General features: G+C 60.0%; 16 protein-coding genes. 6 read left to right on the top strand and 10 right to left on the bottom strand.

The genetic code is table 11. From position 1 onward, the window contains the following. The first annotated feature begins 288 nt into the window (after nt 1-288). Together cysZ and MO767_RS07105 are read left to right on the top strand one after the other, a co-directional pair. Nucleotides 289-1,041, top strand: a complete 753-nt coding sequence (cysZ, locus tag MO767_RS07100) for a sulfate transporter CysZ (RefSeq protein WP_282479956.1) — start codon at nt 289-291, stop codon at nt 1,039-1,041. Nucleotides 1,042-1,081: 40 nt separating this feature from the next. Then, complete coding sequence (locus MO767_RS07105) at nt 1,082-2,305, top strand: glycosyltransferase family 1 protein (protein WP_282479957.1); 1,224 nt, start codon at nt 1,082-1,084, stop codon at nt 2,303-2,305. On the opposite strand, the gene MO767_RS07110 is transcribed toward MO767_RS07105, so the two are convergent. The 3 genes from MO767_RS07110 to MO767_RS07120 all read right to left on the bottom strand — a co-directional run bounded on the left by MO767_RS07110 (nt 2,274) and on the right by MO767_RS07120 (nt 4,625). After that, nucleotides 2,274-3,377 carry an NADH:flavin oxidoreductase gene (locus MO767_RS07110; RefSeq protein ID WP_282479958.1) on the bottom strand — a complete coding sequence of 368 codons (1,104 nt, stop codon included), beginning with the start codon at nt 3,375-3,377 and terminating at the stop codon, nt 2,274-2,276. The genes MO767_RS07105 and MO767_RS07110 overlap by 32 nt on opposite strands. A 155-nt stretch (nt 3,378-3,532) precedes the next feature. Beyond that, on the bottom strand, nt 3,533-4,015 hold the full coding sequence (locus tag MO767_RS07115) for a glutathione peroxidase (protein WP_282479959.1): 483 nt from the start codon (nt 4,013-4,015) through the stop codon (nt 3,533-3,535). A gap of 124 nt (nt 4,016-4,139) precedes the next feature. After that, nucleotides 4,140-4,625 carry a peptidylprolyl isomerase gene (locus MO767_RS07120; protein ID WP_223516524.1) on the bottom strand — a complete coding sequence of 162 codons (486 nt, stop codon included), beginning with the start codon at nt 4,623-4,625 and terminating at the stop codon, nt 4,140-4,142. On the opposite strand from MO767_RS07120, the gene MO767_RS07125 reads away from it, so the two are divergent. From MO767_RS07125 to MO767_RS07135, 3 genes are read left to right on the top strand one after another with little or no spacing between them, the layout of a single operon-like run. Then, the gene (locus MO767_RS07125) at nt 4,594-4,932 is read left to right on the top strand and encodes a DUF3565 domain-containing protein (protein ID WP_140681526.1); all 339 of its coding nucleotides are present in this window, start codon (nt 4,594-4,596) and stop codon (nt 4,930-4,932) included. The two genes, MO767_RS07120 and MO767_RS07125, sit on opposite strands and share 32 nt — an antisense overlap. Nucleotides 4,933-4,992: 60 nt before the next feature. Next, nucleotides 4,993-7,092 carry a phosphate acetyltransferase gene (gene pta / locus MO767_RS07130; protein WP_282479960.1) on the top strand — a complete coding sequence of 700 codons (2,100 nt, stop codon included), beginning with the start codon at nt 4,993-4,995 and terminating at the stop codon, nt 7,090-7,092. Next, complete coding sequence (locus tag MO767_RS07135) at nt 7,093-8,001, top strand: acyltransferase (RefSeq protein WP_282479961.1); 909 nt, start codon at nt 7,093-7,095, stop codon at nt 7,999-8,001. It begins immediately after the preceding gene. A 148-nt stretch (nt 8,002-8,149) separates the two neighbouring features. Here the strand turns inward: MO767_RS07135 and cysN are convergent, their stop codons facing one another. From cysN to MO767_RS07150, 3 genes are all read right to left on the bottom strand, one after another. Then, nucleotides 8,150-10,048, bottom strand: a complete 1,899-nt coding sequence (cysN, locus tag MO767_RS07140) for a sulfate adenylyltransferase subunit CysN (RefSeq protein WP_282479962.1) — start codon at nt 10,046-10,048, stop codon at nt 8,150-8,152. A 9-nt stretch (nt 10,049-10,057) separates the two neighbouring features. Further along, on the bottom strand, nt 10,058-10,975 hold the full coding sequence (cysD, locus tag MO767_RS07145; protein ID WP_131061189.1) for a sulfate adenylyltransferase subunit CysD: 918 nt from the start codon (nt 10,973-10,975) through the stop codon (nt 10,058-10,060). Nucleotides 10,976-11,109: 134 nt separating this feature from the next. Next, complete coding sequence (locus MO767_RS07150; protein ID WP_282479963.1) at nt 11,110-11,868, bottom strand: Nif3-like dinuclear metal center hexameric protein; 759 nt, start codon at nt 11,866-11,868, stop codon at nt 11,110-11,112. Nucleotides 11,869-11,970: 102 nt separating this feature from the next. On the opposite strand from MO767_RS07150, the gene algW reads away from it, so the two are divergent. Further along, nucleotides 11,971-13,131, top strand: a complete 1,161-nt coding sequence (gene algW / locus MO767_RS07155) for a Do family serine endopeptidase AlgW (protein ID WP_129438464.1) — start codon at nt 11,971-11,973, stop codon at nt 13,129-13,131. 57 nt (nt 13,132-13,188) lie between these two features. Here the strand turns inward: algW and hisC are convergent, their stop codons facing one another. The 4 genes from hisC to murA form a co-directional block, all read right to left on the bottom strand. Then, nucleotides 13,189-14,241 (bottom strand): histidinol-phosphate transaminase, encoded by a 1,053-nt coding sequence (hisC, locus tag MO767_RS07160; protein ID WP_282479964.1) that lies wholly within the window; start codon nt 14,239-14,241, stop codon nt 13,189-13,191. A gap of 2 nt (nt 14,242-14,243) precedes the next feature. Beyond that, nucleotides 14,244-15,581: a histidinol dehydrogenase gene (hisD, locus tag MO767_RS07165; RefSeq protein WP_282479965.1), complete on the bottom strand. Its 1,338-nt coding sequence runs from the start codon at nt 15,579-15,581 to the stop codon at nt 14,244-14,246. Between the two features lie 124 nt (nt 15,582-15,705). Continuing rightward, nucleotides 15,706-16,341, bottom strand: coding sequence for an ATP phosphoribosyltransferase (gene hisG / locus MO767_RS07170; protein WP_007901570.1), 636 nt, complete (start codon nt 16,339-16,341; stop codon nt 15,706-15,708). Between the two features lie 128 nt (nt 16,342-16,469). Continuing rightward, on the bottom strand, nt 16,470-17,735 hold the full coding sequence (murA, locus tag MO767_RS07175; protein ID WP_046045865.1) for a UDP-N-acetylglucosamine 1-carboxyvinyltransferase: 1,266 nt from the start codon (nt 17,733-17,735) through the stop codon (nt 16,470-16,472). Nucleotides 17,736-17,757 lie beyond the last annotated feature (22 nt).

The following is a 17,757-nucleotide window of genomic DNA, read 5'->3' on the forward strand; positions in this document are numbered from 1 at the left end:
ATCTGGCGCGGAACGCCGGATTGCCGGCGGGAATAAAAAAGGACCGTTGAAAGCACTTGGGGAAGGCTTGAGCTCGACAGTCCTGTAAAAAGTATGGGGTGCAGCGTATCGAGGGGGCGAAGATTAAGGAAATACGGTTTAACAATCCAGCTCATAGGCGGTCTCTATCCGATCACGATGGACACATAGGCGCCTTTGTTACAGTTAATGTCGATGCTGCTACCGCGCTTTCGCCCGTCAGGCAAAGCCGGTAAGGTCGGCGCGTTTCCCCTTTGCTCGGAGCACGTTATGCCCGCCCCCGTTCTGTCCGGCCCGCAATACCTGCGCGAAGGCCTCAAGTTGGTCCTGAGCCCAAGCCTGCGTTTGTTTGTGCTGTTGCCGCTGGTGATCAACCTGGTGCTGTTCGTCGGATTGATCTACCTGGCCAGCCATCAATTCAGCCTGTGGGTCGATACGTTGATGCCGTCCCTGCCCGACTGGCTGAGTTTCCTCAGTTATGTGCTCTGGCCACTATTCGTGGTGCTGGTGGTGTTGATGGTGTTCTTCACCTTCACCATGCTGGCCAACGTCATTGCCGCGCCATTCAACGGTTTCCTCGCGGAAAAAGTCGAAGTCGTGGTGCGCGGCACCGACGACTTCCCGTCCTTCAGCTGGGGCGAACTGATCGCCATGATCCCCCGCACCCTGGCCCGGGAAATGCGCAAACTCGGCTACTTCCTGCCGCGCGCCATCGGGCTGTTCATCCTCTCGTTCATCCCGGTGGTGAACATCATCGCCGCGCCGCTATGGCTGCTGTTCGGGGTATGGATGATGGCGATCCAGTACATCGACTACCCGGCGGATAACCACAAACTGGGCTGGAACGAGATGCTCGCATGGCTGCGGCAAAAGCGCTGGCAGAGCATGAGTTTTGGCGGGATCGTGTATCTGGTGCTGCTGATTCCGGTGGTCAACATCCTGATGATGCCGGCCGCCGTCGCGGGTGCGACCTTGTTCTGGGTGCGCGAGCGCGGCGCGGAAAACCTGGTAGTTCAGCGCTGACTCGGTCACAAATCCATCATCCCACCGTCACACTGACGACATGGCCTCAGCCGACACTGAGGTCATGACGACAGCTCTGCATATCACCCTGATCACCGAAACCTTCCCTCCCGAAATCAACGGAGTGGCCAATACCCTCGGCCGCTTGTGCGAAGGCTTGCGCGCGCGCGGGCATCAGGTGGAATTGGTGCGACCGCGTCAGGGTTGCGATCAGCAGTTGGGCAGCGACGATGCGTTGTTGCTGTGTCGGGGCTGGCCGCTACCGGGTTATCCCGGCTTGCAATGGGGTCAGGCGTCGATGCACAAGCTGCTGCGGCGCTGGAAGCGGCATCGACCGGACGTGCTGTACATCGCTACGGAAGGACCGCTGGGATTGTCCGCGTTGCGCGCGGCGCGGCGTTTGGGGATTTCGGTGGTCAGCGGCTTTCACACTAACTTCCAGCAGTACTCCAATCAGTATGGGCTTGGACTGCTGACGCGATTGCTGACCCACTACCTACGCTGGTTTCACAATCGTTCGACGCTGACCCTGGTGCCGAGCGTGAGTCAAAGAATGGAACTGGAGCGCCGGCATTTCGAGCGCCTGGCGTTGCTGTCGCGTGGGGTGGACAGCCAATTGTTTCACCCGACCAAGCGGCTGACGTCGCTACGCGAGCAGTGGGGTTTGGCCGACAGTGACATTGCCGTCATCCATGTAGGTCGCCTGGCATCGGAGAAAAATCTCGGCTTGCTTAAGCGCTGCTTCGAAAGACTGCGTACGACTTATCCACAGAAAAACCTGAAGTTGATCGTGATCGGCGACGGTCCGCAACGAGTGGTCCTGGAGAAAGAACTGCCCGAGGCGATTTTCTGTGGTTCACAACGCGGCGAAGACTTGGCCAGTCACTATGCGTCGGGGGATGTATTTCTGTTTCCAAGCCTGACCGAAACCTTCGGTAATGTCGTGCTTGAGGCGCTGGCCTCGGGACTGGGTGTGGTGGCCTACGATCAGGCAGCCGCGGCTCAGCACATTCGCCATGGCTACAACGGCGTACTGGCGATGCCGGGGGACGAAGAGGCGTTCAGCGATGCAGCGTGTTGGCTGTTGGAGGAGCGCGAAACTTTGCGTTGCGTGCGGCTTAATGCGCGTCAGCATGCGAGTCGCCAGGGCTGGGCAGCGATTATCGAGCAGTTTGAAGGGCAGTTGCGCGGGGCTTGTCAGACCCCGCTTGCCTCAGGCATTGATCCTCGGCTCAAACCAGGGTCATCAACGCCTCACGGCTGAACGGCAGGATGTCTTCTTCACGGCCGTCACGCACTTTCTGCGCCCAGTCCGGGTCCACCAGCAGCGCACGACCTACCGCCACCAGATCGAACTCATCATTGTTCAAACGCTCCAGCAGTTTTTCCAGGCTGGCCGGCTGCGCGATCTTGTCGGTGTTGACCATGAACTGCAGGAACTCCCCGTCCAGGCCGACGCTGCCCACGGTGATGGTCGGTTTACCGGTGAGCTTACGGGTCCAGCCGGCCAGGTTCAGCTCGGAACCGTCGAACTCCGGCTCCCAGAAACGGCGCGTCGAGCAGTGGAAAATGTCCACGCCGGCGTCGGACAACGGCTTGAGGAACTCAGCCAACGCTTGCGGTGTTTGCACCAGTCGCGCGGTGTAATCCTGCTGCTTCCATTGAGAGAAACGGAAGATGATCGGGAAACCCTCGCCGACTGCTGCACGCACCGCTTGAATCAGCTCGATGGCGAAACGCGAACGATTTGCCAGGCTGCCGCCGTATTCGTCGGTGCGCTGGTTGCTGCCTTCCCAAAAGAACTGGTCCACGAGGTAGCCGTGGGCACCGTGAATTTCCACGCCGTCCATGCCGATGCTCAGGGCATCTTTGGCGGCCTGGGCAAATGCGGCGATCACGTCCTGGATATCTTGCTGGGTCATGCCGTGAACCACGACCTGACCGTCCTTCAACTTCTCCGACGGACCGTAACCCGGCACGCTGGCGTCCGGCTCGGTGCCGATGCGGCGCACGCTGCCGACATGCCACAGCTGAGGAACGATCTTGCCGCCTTCAGCATGAACCGCGTCGACTACTTTTTTCCATCCGGCCAACGCCGCTTCGCCGTAGAAATGCGGCACGTTCGGGTAACCGTTGGAAGCCTTGTGGCCGATGGTGGTGCCTTCGGTGATGATCAGACCCACACCCGCAGCGGCGCGACGACGGTAGTACTCGATCACTTTGGAATTGGGAACGCCACCCGGCGAAAACGAACGGGTCATCGGCGCCATGACGACGCGGGTCGGCAGTTCGAGGGTGCCGAGGTGGAACGGTTTGAACAGGGCTTTGACGGGCATGGGGCGCTCCACGAAAACGGTATCGACGGGACAGAGGTTTTATGACGACGATAATATGCGGAGCGACAAGCGCTGCACAGCACTATTGATTGCGGTGATTAAGGTTCAAAAGGCAGGCATAAAAAATCGCAGCTCGGTGGCTGCGATTTTTTGGTTCAGCTCAGCGCTTTTTCGATCGCCTGAACGACAGACGGATCATCCGGCGCCGTGCGCGGCGAGAACCGCGCCAGCACGCGACCATCCTTGCCCAGCAGGAATTTTTCGAAGTTCCAGGTAATGTCACCCGGGAATTCAGCACCCTCGCCCGCCAGCAGACGGTACAGCTGATGACGATCGTGACCGTTGACTTCCAGCTTGCTGGACAACGGAAAGGTCACGCCATAGTTGAGGCTGCAGAAATCCTGGATCTCTTGTTCGGTACCCGGTTCCTGTCCGGCAAACTGGTTGCACGGCAGGCCGAGTACGCTGAAACCTTTGTCCTTGTATTGCTGGTAAAGGTTTTCCAGCGCCGCGTACTGTGGGGTCAAGCCGCATTTGGAGGCAACGTTGACCACCAGCACGACGCGCCCCTTGAAAGGCGCCAGCGGTAGCTCCTGACCATCCAGGGCTGTCAATTTAAGGTCGTGAAAAGCACTCATGACGAACTCCAAATTCCCGTGTTCTTCTCGAAACAGCCACTTGGCGGTGTCACCAGGGACAGCCGCGGACTAAAAAGGCGCCCCTCGGGCGCCTCTCCAGTTCTCGAAAGCTTAGCGCAGAAAATCAGTGGTGATGGCCACCTTCGCCATGGACGTGGCCATGAGCAATTTCTTCCTGGCTGGCGTCACGAATGTCGATGATCTTGACCTGGAAATTCAGGCGCTGACCCGCCAACGGGTGGTTACCGTCGACGGTAACTTCGTCGCCGTCCAGATCGCGAATGGTGACGATCTGCATCTGGCCGTCCGGAGCGGATGCGTGGAACTGCATGCCCACTTCCAGCTCGTCGACGCCTTCGAACATGCTGCGGCTCAACGTGCTGACCAGTTCGGCAGCGTATTCGCCGTAGGCGTCTTCAGGTTCTACGGCAACCGTCAGTTCGTCACCGACTGTTTTGCCTTCCAGTGCCTTTTCCAGGCCTGGGATGATGTTACCTGCGCCTTGCAGATAGACCAGCGGCGCGCCGCCGGCGGAGCTGTCGATGACCTCACCAGCGTCGTTGGTCAGGGTATAGTCGATGGAGACAGCCTTATTGGCGGCGATCAGCATGGGGCGAGACCTTTTGCATAAGAATGAAGAATGGCCAAGTTTAGCGAAGCAATCGCCCGAAAGCGAACACAACCCGGACAGACGGGTGACGGCGAAAGGCTCGACGGTCACAGGCTTCCATCAAGATGAGGACGGGCACTGGGTGGCCGAGCTTTCCTGCGGTCACACCCAGCACCTGCGCCACCAGCCACCGTGGCAATCGCGCGCCTGGGTGCTGGACCCCGCGCAACGTATTGAAAAAATAGGCCAGCCCTTTGATTGCGGTTGGTGCGCACAAGGCTCGGTTAGCGCTAACCTTGGCGACTGAATTTCGGTAGAAGGCCAGTCATAGGCGTTCACCATTGCCATGCACCTTTAGAGAATCCGCATGCAAACTTTTTTTATCGCGCCCACCGATTTTGGTGTGGGTCTGACCTCCATCAGCCTCGGGCTGGTGCGTACCCTTGAGCGGGCTGGCCTCAAAGTCGGCTTTTTCAAACCGATTGCCCAGCCGCATCCGGGTGACACCGGGCCTGAACGGTCCACTGAACTGGTGGCGCGCACTCACGGTTTGAAACCGCCTCAGCCGCTCGGCCTGGCCCATGTCGAGCGCATGCTCGGCGACGGTCAGCTGGACGAGTTGCTCGAAGAAATCATCACCCTCTATCAGCAGGCGGCAGTCGGCAAGGATGTGCTGATTGTCGAAGGCATGGTCCCGACCCGCAGCGCCAGTTACGCCGCACGGGTCAATCTGCATTTGGCCAAGAGCCTCGACGCCGAAGTAATCCTGGTCTCGGCACCGGAAAACGAAGTGCTGACCGAACTCTCCGGCCGAGTGGAATTGCAGGCGCAATTGTTCGGCGGCCCCAAAGACCCGAAAGTCCTCGGCGTGATCCTCAACAAGGTCAAAACCGACGAGAGCATGGAGGCCTTTGCCTCGCGCTTGAAAGAGCATTCGCCATTGCTGCGCAGTGGCGATTTCCGTCTGCTGGGTTGCATCCCGTTCCAGCCGGAATTGAACGCCCCGCGCACCCGCGACGTCGCCGATCTGATGGGCGCGCAAATTCTCAATGCCGGGGATTACGAGACCCGGCGCATGACCAAAATCATCATCTGCGCCCGCACCATGCGCAACACCGTGGAGCTGCTCAAGCCCGGCGTGTTGGTGGTAACGCCCGGCGATCGCGACGACATCATCCTCGCCGTCAGCCTCGCCGCCATGAATGGCGTGCCGCTGGCCGGGCTGTTGCTGACCAGCGACACCTTGCCCGACCCGCGCATCATGGACCTCTGCCGTGGCGCGTTGCAGGCAGGCTTGCCGGTGTTGTCGGTGAGCACCGGCTCCTACGAGACCGCCAACCAGTTGAACGGTTTGAACAAGGAAATCCCGATCGACGACCGCGAACGTGCGGAGATCATCACGGATTTCGTTGCCAGCCACCTCGACGCCAAGTGGCTGCACCAACGCTGCGGCACGCCACGGGAAATGCGCCTGTCACCCGCCGTGTTCCGTTATCAATTGATTCAGCGCGCCCAGGCTGCCAACAAGCGCATCGTTCTGCCTGAAGGCAGCGAGCCACTGACGGTGCAAGCCGCGGCCATCTGTCAGGCGCGTGGTATCGCCCGATGCGTGTTGCTGGCGAAACCGGCAGACGTCGAAGCCGTCGCCCGCGCCCAAGGCATCGAGTTACCGCCGGGGCTGGAAATTCTCGACCCGGACCTGATTCGCGAGCGCTACGTCGAGCCAATGGTCGCCCTGCGCAAAACCAAAAGCCTCAACGCGCCGATGGCTGAACAGCAACTGGAAGACACCGTGGTGATCGGCACCATGATGCTGGCGCTGGATGAGGTCGACGGATTGGTGTCCGGGGTCATTCACTCCACCGCCAACACCATCCGCCCGGCCCTGCAGCTGATTAAAACGGCGCCGGGTTGCACGCTAGTGTCGTCGGTGTTCTTCATGCTGTTTCCTGAAGAAGTGCTGGTCTATGGCGACTGCGTGATGAACCCGCACCCGAGCGCCAGCGAACTGGCCGAGATCGCGCTGCAAAGCGCCGACTCGGCAGCCGCCTTCGGCATCACCCCGCGCGTGGCGATGATCAGCTACTCCAGCGGTGAATCGGCCAGCGGCGAAGAAGTCGAGAAGGTGCGCGAAGCGACATTGCTCGCCCACGAACAACAAAACTCGCTGCTGATCGACGGCCCATTGCAATACGACGCCGCCGCCAACGAAACCGTTGCCCGGCAACTGGCGCCGAACAGCCAGGTCGCCGGTCGCGCCACAGTGTTCGTGTTCCCCGACCTGAACACCGGCAACACCACCCACAAAGCCGTGCAGCGCAGCGCCGACTGCGTCAGCCTCGGGCCGATGCTGCAAGGCCTGCGCAAACCGGTGAACGACCTGCCGCGCGGCGCGCAAGTCGACGACATCGTCTACACCATCGCGTTGACCGCGATTCAAGCTGCCAACCGACCTTTGGATCTTTAAATGCTGGATTCCCTACCTGCACCGCTGCGAGGCGTGATTGCCTCGCTGCTGTTGGCGCTGAACACGATTGCCTGCTGCACACCGTTGTTCATCGTGGCGATTTTCAAGCTGCTATTGCCCTTCCCCACCGCCCAGCGTTTTACCGATTGGCTGATGAGCCATATCCACGAAGCCTGGATCAGCAACAACAAAGCGTGGATGGACTTGCTCGGGCACACACGCTGGAAACTCAGCGGTCTGGAAAGGCTGGACTATCAGCACTCGTACCTGATCACCAGCAACCACCAGAGCTGGGTCGACATCATGGTGTTGCAATACGTGCTGAACCGGAAGATTCGCCCGCTGAAGTTCTTCCTCAAACAGGAACTGATCTGGGTGCCGGTGATTGGTCTGGCGTGGTGGGCACTCGGCTTTCCGTTCATGAAGCGCTACTCCAAGGCCTACCTGGAGAAGCACCCGGAGAAGAAAGGCAAAGACCTGGAAACCACCCGCAAGACTTGCGACAAGTTCCGCCATAACCCGGTGGGGATTTTCAACTTCGTCGAAGGCACGCGCTTCACCGAAGGCAAGCATGCCCAGCAGAAATCGCCGTTCAAGCATCTGCTCAAGCCCAGGGCTGGCGGCATTGCATTTGTGCTGGATGCCATGGGTGAGCAGCTGGAAGCCATCGTCAACGTGACCATTCACTACCCGGCCGGACGTCCCGGTTACTGGGATTTGCTCTGTGGGAACGTGAAGGACGTGGTGGTGCACTTTCAGGAACTGAAGATTCCGCCGCAGTTCATCGGCAAGAACTACGACCAGGACGGCGAGTATCGATTGCAGTTTCAGGGCTGGATCAACCAGTTGTGGCAGGACAAGGACGCGCTGCTTGCGCAGATGCATCGCGAGTATCCGGCCAAGTCTTGAGTCGCCTGTTCCGGCCCTATCGCGAGGAAGCTCGCTCCCACAGTTGATCTTCAGTGAACACTGAGCTTGCTCGCGATAGCGATCTCAAGGACACAAAAAAACCCGCCGATGATCACTCATCGGCGGGTTTTTTATTTACGGCTAACGCTTAGATCGCGCCACGCTTGCGCAGCAGATCCAGCACTTGCTTGACGCTTTCTTCCAGCGACAGCGACTGGGTGTCGACCACGAGGTCGGCGTCCAGCGGCACGTCGTACGGGAAGGAATCGCCCGGGATGTTATCCCCGGCCGCCGCGTACAGACCTTGTGGGTCACGCTCGGCACAGACGGTCGGAGAGGCCTGGACGTAGACCGTCAGCAGACGCTCCTTGCCGATCAGTTCCCTGGCCTGCTCACGACCTTCGGCACTCGGTGCAACAAACGCTGCCAGTGTCAGCAGACCGGCTTCGTTGAACTGACGCGCAACGTGCGCGGCACGACGCCAGTTCTCGGTACGCCCGGCGCGATCCTGTGGCAGACCTTTGTTCAGGTCGTGACGCAGGTTCTGGCCATCGAGCACAAACACCGCACGGCCCATGTCGAACAGCTTGCGTTCAACCGCGTAAGCCAGGGTGCTTTTGCCGGCGCCCGACAAGCCGCTGAACAACACGGTGGCCGGTTGCTGGCCGAAGCGCTGGGCGCGCTCTTCGGTGGCGACGTGCGCCAGTTTGCCGTGATGCGTGCTGGTGCCATGGCTCAACGGCTGGGCGATGATCATGCCGGCCGCGACGGTGCCATTGGTCAAACGATCGACGACGATGAACGAACCGGTGGTGCGGTTGCTCGCGTAGCCGTCCAGCGCGATGGCCGCATCGAGGCTGATCTTGACCCGACCGATCTCGTTCAGGTTCAGCGAACTGGCCGGACCTTCTTCCAGGGTGTTCACGTCAACGCGGTTAACGATGCTGGTGATCGAACCCGGCACGTAACTCGTGGCGCGCTTGATGTCGTATTTCTTGCCCGGCAGCATCGGCTCTTCGGCCATCCACACCAACATGGCGTCGAAAGCGTCGGTCACTTGCGGCTGGTTGTCGGCGTGCACCAGCAAGTCACCGCGGGAGATGTCGATCTCGTCTTCCATGGTCAGCGTCACCGCTTGACCAGGACCGGCGTGCTCCAGCTCACCTTCGAAGGTGACGATGGATTTCACGCGGCTGCTCTTGCCCGACGGCAGCACAACGACTTCGTCGCCCTTGTGCACGACGCCGCTGGCCAGGGTGCCGGCGAAACCACGGAAGTTCAGGTTCGGACGGTTGACGTACTGCACCGGGAAACGCAGGTCGGTGTAGTTGCGGTCGTTGGCGATCTCGACGGTCTCGAGAATTTCCATCAGCGACTGGCCGGTGTACCACGGCGAGCGCTCGGACTTGTTCACCACGTTGTCGCCCTTGAGGGCCGACATCGGTACGAACGCCATGGTGGTCGGCTTGAACGCGATGCCTTCGGCGAACTTCAGGTAATCGGCCTTGATCGACTCGAAGACGCTTTGGTCAAAGCCATTGATGTCCATCTTGTTGACGGCCACCACGATGTGTTTGATGCCCAGCAACGAGGCGATGAAGCTGTGGCGACGGGTCTGGGTCTGCACGCCGTAACGGGCGTCGATCAGGATGATCGCCAGGTCACAGGTGGACGCACCGGTGGCCATGTTGCGGGTGTACTGCTCATGGCCGGGGGTGTCGGCGATGATGAATTTGCGTTTGGCGGTGGAGAAGTAGCGGTAGGCAACATCAATGGTGATGCCCTGCTCCCGCTCGGCCTGCAGGCCGTCGACCAGCAATGCCAAGTCGATGTCATCGCCGGTGGTGCCGACTTTTTTCGAGTCGCGGGTGATGGCTTCCAGGTGATCTTCGTAGATCATCTTGGAGTCGTGCAGCAGGCGCCCGATCAGGGTGCTCTTGCCGTCGTCAACGTTGCCACAGGTCAGAAAGCGCAGCATTTCCTTGCGTTCGTGCTGGCCCAGGTAGGCGAGGATGTCCTCGCTGATCAAATCAGATGCGTGCGACATGACAACCCCTTAAAAATAACCCTGACGTTTCTTTTCTTCCATCGAGCCTGCGCCATCGTGGTCGATGACCCGGCCCTGGCGTTCGGAAGTTCGCGTCAGGAGCATTTCCTGAATGATGTCGGTCAGGCTGGTGGCCTCGGACTCGACCGCACCGGTAAGCGGGTAGTCACCGAGCGTACGGAAGCGGACCTTCTTCTTGACGATGCGCGCCTTGTCTTCGTCGCTCAGGTGATTGAGCAGGCGTTCGTCGTCGATCATGATCCAGGTGCCATTCATCTCGATAACGTCGCGCTCGGCGGCGAAATACAGCGGCACAATCGGGATGCCTTCGAGGTAGATGTACTGCCAGATGTCCAGTTCGGTCCAGTTCGACAACGGGAAAACACGGATCGATTCGCCCTTGTTGACCTTGCCGTTGTAGACGTTCCACAACTCGGGACGCTGGTTTTTCGGGTCCCAGCGGTGCTTGGTATCGCGGAAGGAATACACGCGCTCTTTGGCACGGGACTTCTCTTCGTCGCGACGGGCACCACCGAAAGCGGCATCGAAACCGTATTTGTCGAGGGCCTGCTTGAGGCCTTCGGTTTTCATGATATCGGTGTGCTTGGCGCTGCCGTGGGTCAGCGGGTTGATGCCCTGCGCGACGCCATCGGGGTTCACGTGCACGATCAGGTCAAGGCCGAGTTCTTCGACCATGCGGTCGCGGAACGCGTACATTTCCTTGAACTTCCACCGGGTGTCGACGTGCATCACCGGAAACGGCAGTTTGCCAGGGAAGAATGCCTTGCGCGCAAGGTGCAGCATCACGGCGGAGTCTTTACCGACGGAGTACAGCATCACCGGGTTATCGAACTCGGCGGCGACCTCGCGGATGATGTGGATGCTTTCGGCCTCCAGCTGTTTCAGATGCGTCAGTTTGTCGACCATGGCTACTCACGAAAACGATCTTATGGACGGCCAGCGGGCCGTGTTCGAGCGGGGATCCTAGCACAGCGTCCTCTTCTAATCAGGACGCAAGCTAGATCGAAAGGGCATATGAATATACCCCCTCGTTTGGGCCGTCAGATGGGGTTCGGGCAATCAATGAAGATGTGCTCAACGGCAAAACGCCGCGCCAGATAATCCCCCAGCGCCTGAACGCCGTAGCGCTCGGTGGCGTGGTGGCCGGCGGCGATGAAGCTGATGTCGTTTTCCCGGGCGCTGTGGAAGGTCTGCTCGGACGCCTCACCGCTGAGGTACAAGTCGACGCCGGCCAGCACGGCCTGATCGATGTACCCCTGACCGCCACCGGTGCACCAGCCAACGCGGCGAATCATCTCGCTGCCTTCGATCAGCAAGGGCTCGCGGCCCATGACTTCTTGTACGCGACGGGCAAAATCGCGGGCCGTCACCGGCTCGCTCAATGAACCGACCAGGCCGACAACTTTGAGATTGTCCGGATCCAATGGGCCTTCCACAGTGATATCGAGCTGACGTGCCAGTTGCACGTTATTGCCGACTTCAGGGTGCAGATCCAGCGGCAGATGGTAGGACAACAGGCTGATATCGTGCTTGAGCAGGGTTTTCAACCGACGTTGCTTCATTCCGGTGATGCACGGATTCTCGCCTTTCCAGAAATAGCCGTGATGCACCAGCACCAAATCGGCGCTGGCTTCCACAGCGGCGTCGAGCAACGCCTGGCTGGCGGTGACGCCACTGACGATGCGCATGACCTGCGGCCGGCCTTCGACCTGCAACCCGTTGGGGCAGTAATCGGCAATCTTTGCACTGTTAAGGTAACGGTCGGCTTCTTCGACCAGGGTGCTCAGGGCGACGGCCATAAAAGACTCCTAAATATCCCGTTCAGAGGCACGCTTCGCCTCGTATAATGCGCGACATTATGGGCGGTCTCATACCGCCTGCAACCTCTCAGGACGTGCTTAATGCTCAAGGCGCTGCGTTTTTCCGGCTGGCCGCTGTTGGCCGGCGTGCTTATTGCTCTGTTAATCATCCAGCGTTACCCGCAGTGGGTCGGGCTCCCAAGCCTTGACGTCAACATGCAGCAAGCCCCGCAAACCACCACCATGCAACAAGGCCCCGTGTCCTATGCCGACGCGGTGACCACCGCCGCACCGTCGGTGGTCAACCTGTACACCACCAAAGTCATCAACAAACCGAACCATCCGCTGTTCGAGGATCCGCAGTTCCGCCGCTTCTTCGGCGACAACTCGCCGAAACAGAAGCGCATGGAATCGAGCCTCGGCTCCGGCGTGATCATGAGCCCGGAAGGTTACCTGCTGACCAACAACCACGTGACCACCGGTGCCGACCAGATCGTGGTGGCGCTCAAGGACGGTCGTGAAACCCTGGCCCGGGTGATCGGCAGCGACCCGGAAACCGACCTTGCGGTCCTGAAGATCGACTTGAAGAATCTCCCATCGATCACCGTCGGGCGTTCCGACAACATCCGCATCGGCGACGTGGCCCTGGCCATCGGCAACCCGTTCGGCGTCGGCCAGACCGTGACCATGGGTATCATCAGCGCCACCGGGCGCAATCAGCTGGGCCTGAACAACTACGAAGACTTCATCCAGACCGATGCTGCGATCAACCCCGGCAACTCCGGCGGTGCGCTGGTGGATGCAAACGGCAACCTGACCGGCATCAACACGGCGATCTTCTCCAAGTCCGGCGGTTCGCAAGGCATCGGTTTCGCAATCCCGGTGAAACTGGCCATGGAAGTGATGAAGTCGATTATCGAGCACGGCCAGGTGATTCGCGGCTGGCTCGGTATCGAAGTGCAGCCATTGAGCCAGGAACTGGCGGAATCGTTTGGCCTGTCGGGGCGCCCGGGCATTGTGGTCGCGGGGATTTTCCGTGACGGCCCGGCGCAGAAGGCCGGCCTGCAACTGGGTGACGTGATCCTCAGCATCGACGGCGAACCGGCCGGCGATGGTCGTCGTTCGATGAACCAGGTCGCGCGGATCAAACCGACCGACAAGGTCACGATTCAGGTGATGCGCAACGGCAAAGAGCTCAAGCTCACTGCCGAGATCGGTTTGCGTCCGCCACCTGCGCCGGTCAAAGAGAAGGAAGAAGAGTAAGTAGCCCCCACAAAAAACCTGTGGGAGCGAGCTTGCTCCAACAGGTTTTGCGGTGGTTTAGAGCTCGCCCAGGCCGTCGATCAACGCCTGATTCTGCTCCGGTGTGCCAATCGAAATCCGCAGGAACTGGGCAATCCGCTCCTGCTTGAAGTGCCGAACGATCACACCCTGCTCGCGCAACTTCGCAGCCAACCCGGCCGCATCGTGCTGTGGGTGACGGGCGAAAATGAAGTTTGCCGCCGACGGCAGGACTTCAAAGCCCTTTCCTTCCAATTGCGCAACGACCCACTCACGATTCTCGATGACCAACCGGCAGGTCTTGTCGAAGTACTCACGATCTTCAAACGCTGCGGCTGCACCGACATTCGCGAGGCGATCAATCGGATAGGAGTTGAAGCTGTTCTTGATGCGCTCCAGCGCCTCGATCAGGTCCGGATGCCCCACCGCCAACCCCACCCGCAGGCCGGCCAGCGAACGGGACTTGGACAGGGTCTGGGTCACCAGCAGATTCGGATAACGGTCCACCAGGCTGATCGCCGTCTCACCGCCAAAATCGATGTAAGCCTCATCCACCACGACCACTGAATCCGGGCTGGCCTTGAGGATTTGTTCCACGGCATCCAGCGCCAACAGGCAGCCAGTCGGTGCGTTCGGATTCGGGAAGATGATCCCGCCGTTCGGCTTGGCGTAGTCCGCCGGGTTGATCTGGAACTGCTCGTCCAGCGGCACCGCGTCGAAGGCGATGCCGTACAACCCGCAGTAAACCGGATAGAAGCTGTAGCTGATGTCCGGGAACAGCAGCGGCTGATCGTGTTGCAGCAAACCGTGAAAGATGTGCGCCAGGACTTCATCGGAACCATTGCCGAGAAACACCTGATTGCTCTGCACGCCGTAGTACTTGGCGACTGCTTGCTTGAGCACATCACTGTTCGGGTCCGGGTACAGACGCAAATTGTCATTCAGTTCGGTCTGCATCGCCGCCAAGGCTTTTGGCGATGGTCCGTACGGGTTTTCGTTGGTGTTGAGCTTCACCAGCTTCGCCAGTTTCGGCTGCTCGCCCGGCACGTAAGGCACCAGATTCTTGACGAACGGGCTCCAGAATTTACTCATATTCAGTTCCCCTGCCCTTGTAGAGAGTCTTCGTCAACGATGCGGTATTCGGCACTGCGCGCGTGAGCGGTCAGCGACTCGCCACGGGCCAGCACGGAAGCGGTTTTGCCCAGTTCCGACGCACCCTGCTCGGAGCAGAAGATGATCGACGAACGCTTCTGGAAGTCGTACACACCCAGCGGCGAGGAGAAACGCGCGGTGCCGGAGGTTGGCAACACGTGGTTGGGACCTGCGCAGTAGTCACCCAAGGCTTCGGAGGTGTGACGGCCCATGAAGATCGCGCCAGCGTGGCGAATCTTCGGCAGCCAGGCCTGCGGATCAGCAACGGACAACTCTAGGTGTTCCGGTGCGATGCGGTTGGCCACTTCGATGGCTTGGTCCATGTCGCGGACCTTGATCAGCGCACCACGGCCATTGATCGACGTTTCGATGATCTCGGCGCGTTCCATGGTCGGCAGCAGTTTGGCGATGCTGGCGGCGACCTTGTCGAGGAACTCGGCGTCCGGGCTGACCAGGATGGCCTGGGCGTCTTCGTCGTGTTCGGCTTGGGAGAACAGGTCCATGGCGATCCAGTCCGGATCAGTCTGGCCGTCGCAGACCACGAGGATTTCGGATGGGCCGGCGATCATATCGATGCCGACCTGGCCGAACACGTGGCGCTTGGCGGTGGCGACATAGATGTTGCCCGGACCGACTACCTTGTCGACTTTCGGCACGCTTTCGGTGCCGTAAGCCAGCGCGGCAACCGCTTGGGCGCCACCGATGGTGAACACGCGGTCGACGCCGGCGATGCAGGCTGCGGCCAGCACCAGCTCGTTGATTTCGCCACGAGGCGTCGGCACCACCATGACCACTTCGGTCACACCGGCCACCTTGGCCGGAATCGCGTTCATCAGCACCGAGGACGGATAAGACGCCTTGCCACCCGGTACATACAGGCCGGCGCGATCCAGCGGAGTAACTTTCTGGCCCAGCACGGTGCCGTCGGCTTCGGTGTAGCTCCAGGAGTCCTGCTTCTGTCTCTCGTGGTAGCTGCGTACTCGGGACGCGGCTTTTTCCAGCGCTTCACGCTGAGGCACGGTGATTCGGGTCAGGGCCAGTTCCAGGCGCTCACGAGGCAGGATCAGGTCCGCCATGGACGCGACCTGCAGGCCGTCGAACTTTTGGGTGAATTCCACCAGTGCCGCATCGCCACGCTCGCGCACGGCCTTGATGATGTCCAGCACCCGCTGATTGACCGAGTCGTCAGACACACTTTCCCAGCTCAGCAGATGATCCAGATGATGTGCGAAATCCGGGTCAGCAGCGTTGAGTCGGCGAATTGCAGTCGGTGCGGTCATAGCGAGAGCCTCATAGGAATGGCGAAAACTCAGGTACCCGAAGCTACCATCGATCCGCTTGGGCACCTGAGAATTCTGGCTATGAGGCGGATAGACGGGCGCGACTTAACGTCGCGCAGGTAAATCAGCCGCGGTGTCGAGACTCCACTGCCTTGCGCAGGGTGTCGATCAACGCCTGGATACGGGCGTGCTGCATTTTCATCGAAGCTTTGTTCACGATCAGCCGGGAGCTGATGTCGGCAATGAAATCCTGGGGTTCCAGACCATTGGCGCGCAGGGTGTTGCCGGTGTCGACCACGTCGATGATCTTGTCTGCCAGACCGATCAGCGGCGCCAGTTCCATCGAGCCATAGAGCTTGATGATGTCGACCTGACGGCCCTGTTCGGCGTAGTAGCGCTTGGCAACGTTGACGAATTTGGTCGCCACACGCAGGCGGCCCTTGGGCTCGACATCGCCGACACGGCCGGCGGTCATCAGCTTGCAGAGGGCAATTCGCAGGTCCAATGGCTCGTACAGGCCTTGGCCACCATATTCCATCAGCACATCTTTACCGGCGACGCCCAGGTCCGCGGCACCATGTTCGACGTAAGTCGGCACATCGGTGGCGCGTACGATCAGCAGACGCACATCGGCCTGAGTCGTGGGGATGATCAGCTTGCGGCTCTTGTCCGGATTCTCGGTCGGCACGATGCCCGCTTCAGCCAGAAGCGGCAGGGTGTCGTCAAGGATGCGGCCCTTGGACAGTGCGATGGTCAACATGGGAAACGTCAGTCCTTATCAGGCTACTGATGCCCGGTCGCAAATGGCGCCGAACACACATCGAGCCTGAAACAGGCTCGACTTGAAACGAAATCAACGGGCGCGTCCCTGCGCCCATGCAGCAGAAACTAGCCCGGTACGCGGCGGATTTTGGCGCCGAGCATCTGCAGTTTCTCTTCGATGCACTCGTAACCACGGTCGATGTGGTAGATGCGGTCGATCAAGGTGTCACCTTCAGCGATCAACGCCGAGATCACCAGGCTGGCCGAAGCACGCAGGTCGGTGGCCATGACTGGCGCGCCCTTGAGCTTTTCGGTACCGGTGACGATCGCAGTGTTGCCTTCGACCTGGATCTTGGCACCCATGCGGTGCAGTTCGTAAACGTGCATGAAGCGGTTTTCGAAGATCGTCTCGATCACGGCACCGGTGCCTTCGGCAATGGCGTTGAGGGAGATGAACTGCGCTTGCATGTCGGTCGGGAATGCCGGGTATGGAGCGGTGCGCACGTTAACGGCTTTTGGCCGCTTGCCATGCATGTTCAGCTCGATCCAGTCTTCGCCACAGGTGATTTCGGCACCCGATTCCTTGAGTTTCTCAAGAACGGCTTCGAGGATGGTCGGATCGGTGTCCTTGACCTTCACACGACCGCCGGTCACGGCAGCTGCGACCAGGTAAGTGCCGGTCTCGATACGGTCAGGCATCACTTTGTAAGTGGTCGGGTGCAGACGCTCGACGCCATCGATGGTGATGGTGTCAGTGCCGGCGCCAGTGATCTTGGCGCCCATGGCGATCAGGAAGTTCGCCAGGTCAATGACTTCAGGCTCGCGAGCGGCGTTTGCCAGAACGCTGCGGCCCTTGGCCAGAGCGGCCGCCATCATGATGTTTTCGGTACCGGTCACACTGACGGTATCGAAGAAGAAGTGCGCACCGCGCAGGCCACCTTCAGGCGCCTTGGCCTTGATGTAGCCGCCTTCGACGTCGATGACCGCGCCCATGGCTTCGAGGCCACGAATGTGCAGGTCAACCGGACGCGAACCAATGGCGCAACCGCCAGGCAGTGCGACTTCGGCTTCACCGAAACGGGCAACCATCGGGCCCAGCACCAGGATCGACGCACGCATGGTTTTCACCAGTTCGTACGGAGCGATCAGGGTCTTGATGGTGCGCGGGTCGATTTCGACGCTGAGTTTCTCGTCGATCACCGGCTCGATGCCCATACGACCGAACAGCTCGATCATGGTGGTGATGTCGTGCAGGTGCGGCAGGTTGGCCACGGTTACCGGGCCATCGCACAGCAGGGTTGCAGCCAGGATCGGCAGGGCAGAGTTCTTTGCCCCGGAGATGCGGATTTCGCCATCAAGACGAACGCCACCGGTAATTATCAATTTATCCATAAGAATCTCGACGCCCTTGGGC

The organism is Pseudomonas sp. UYIF39, assembly GCF_029963765.1.
In the GTDB taxonomy this organism is placed as follows: Bacteria; Pseudomonadota; Gammaproteobacteria; order Pseudomonadales; family Pseudomonadaceae; genus Aquipseudomonas.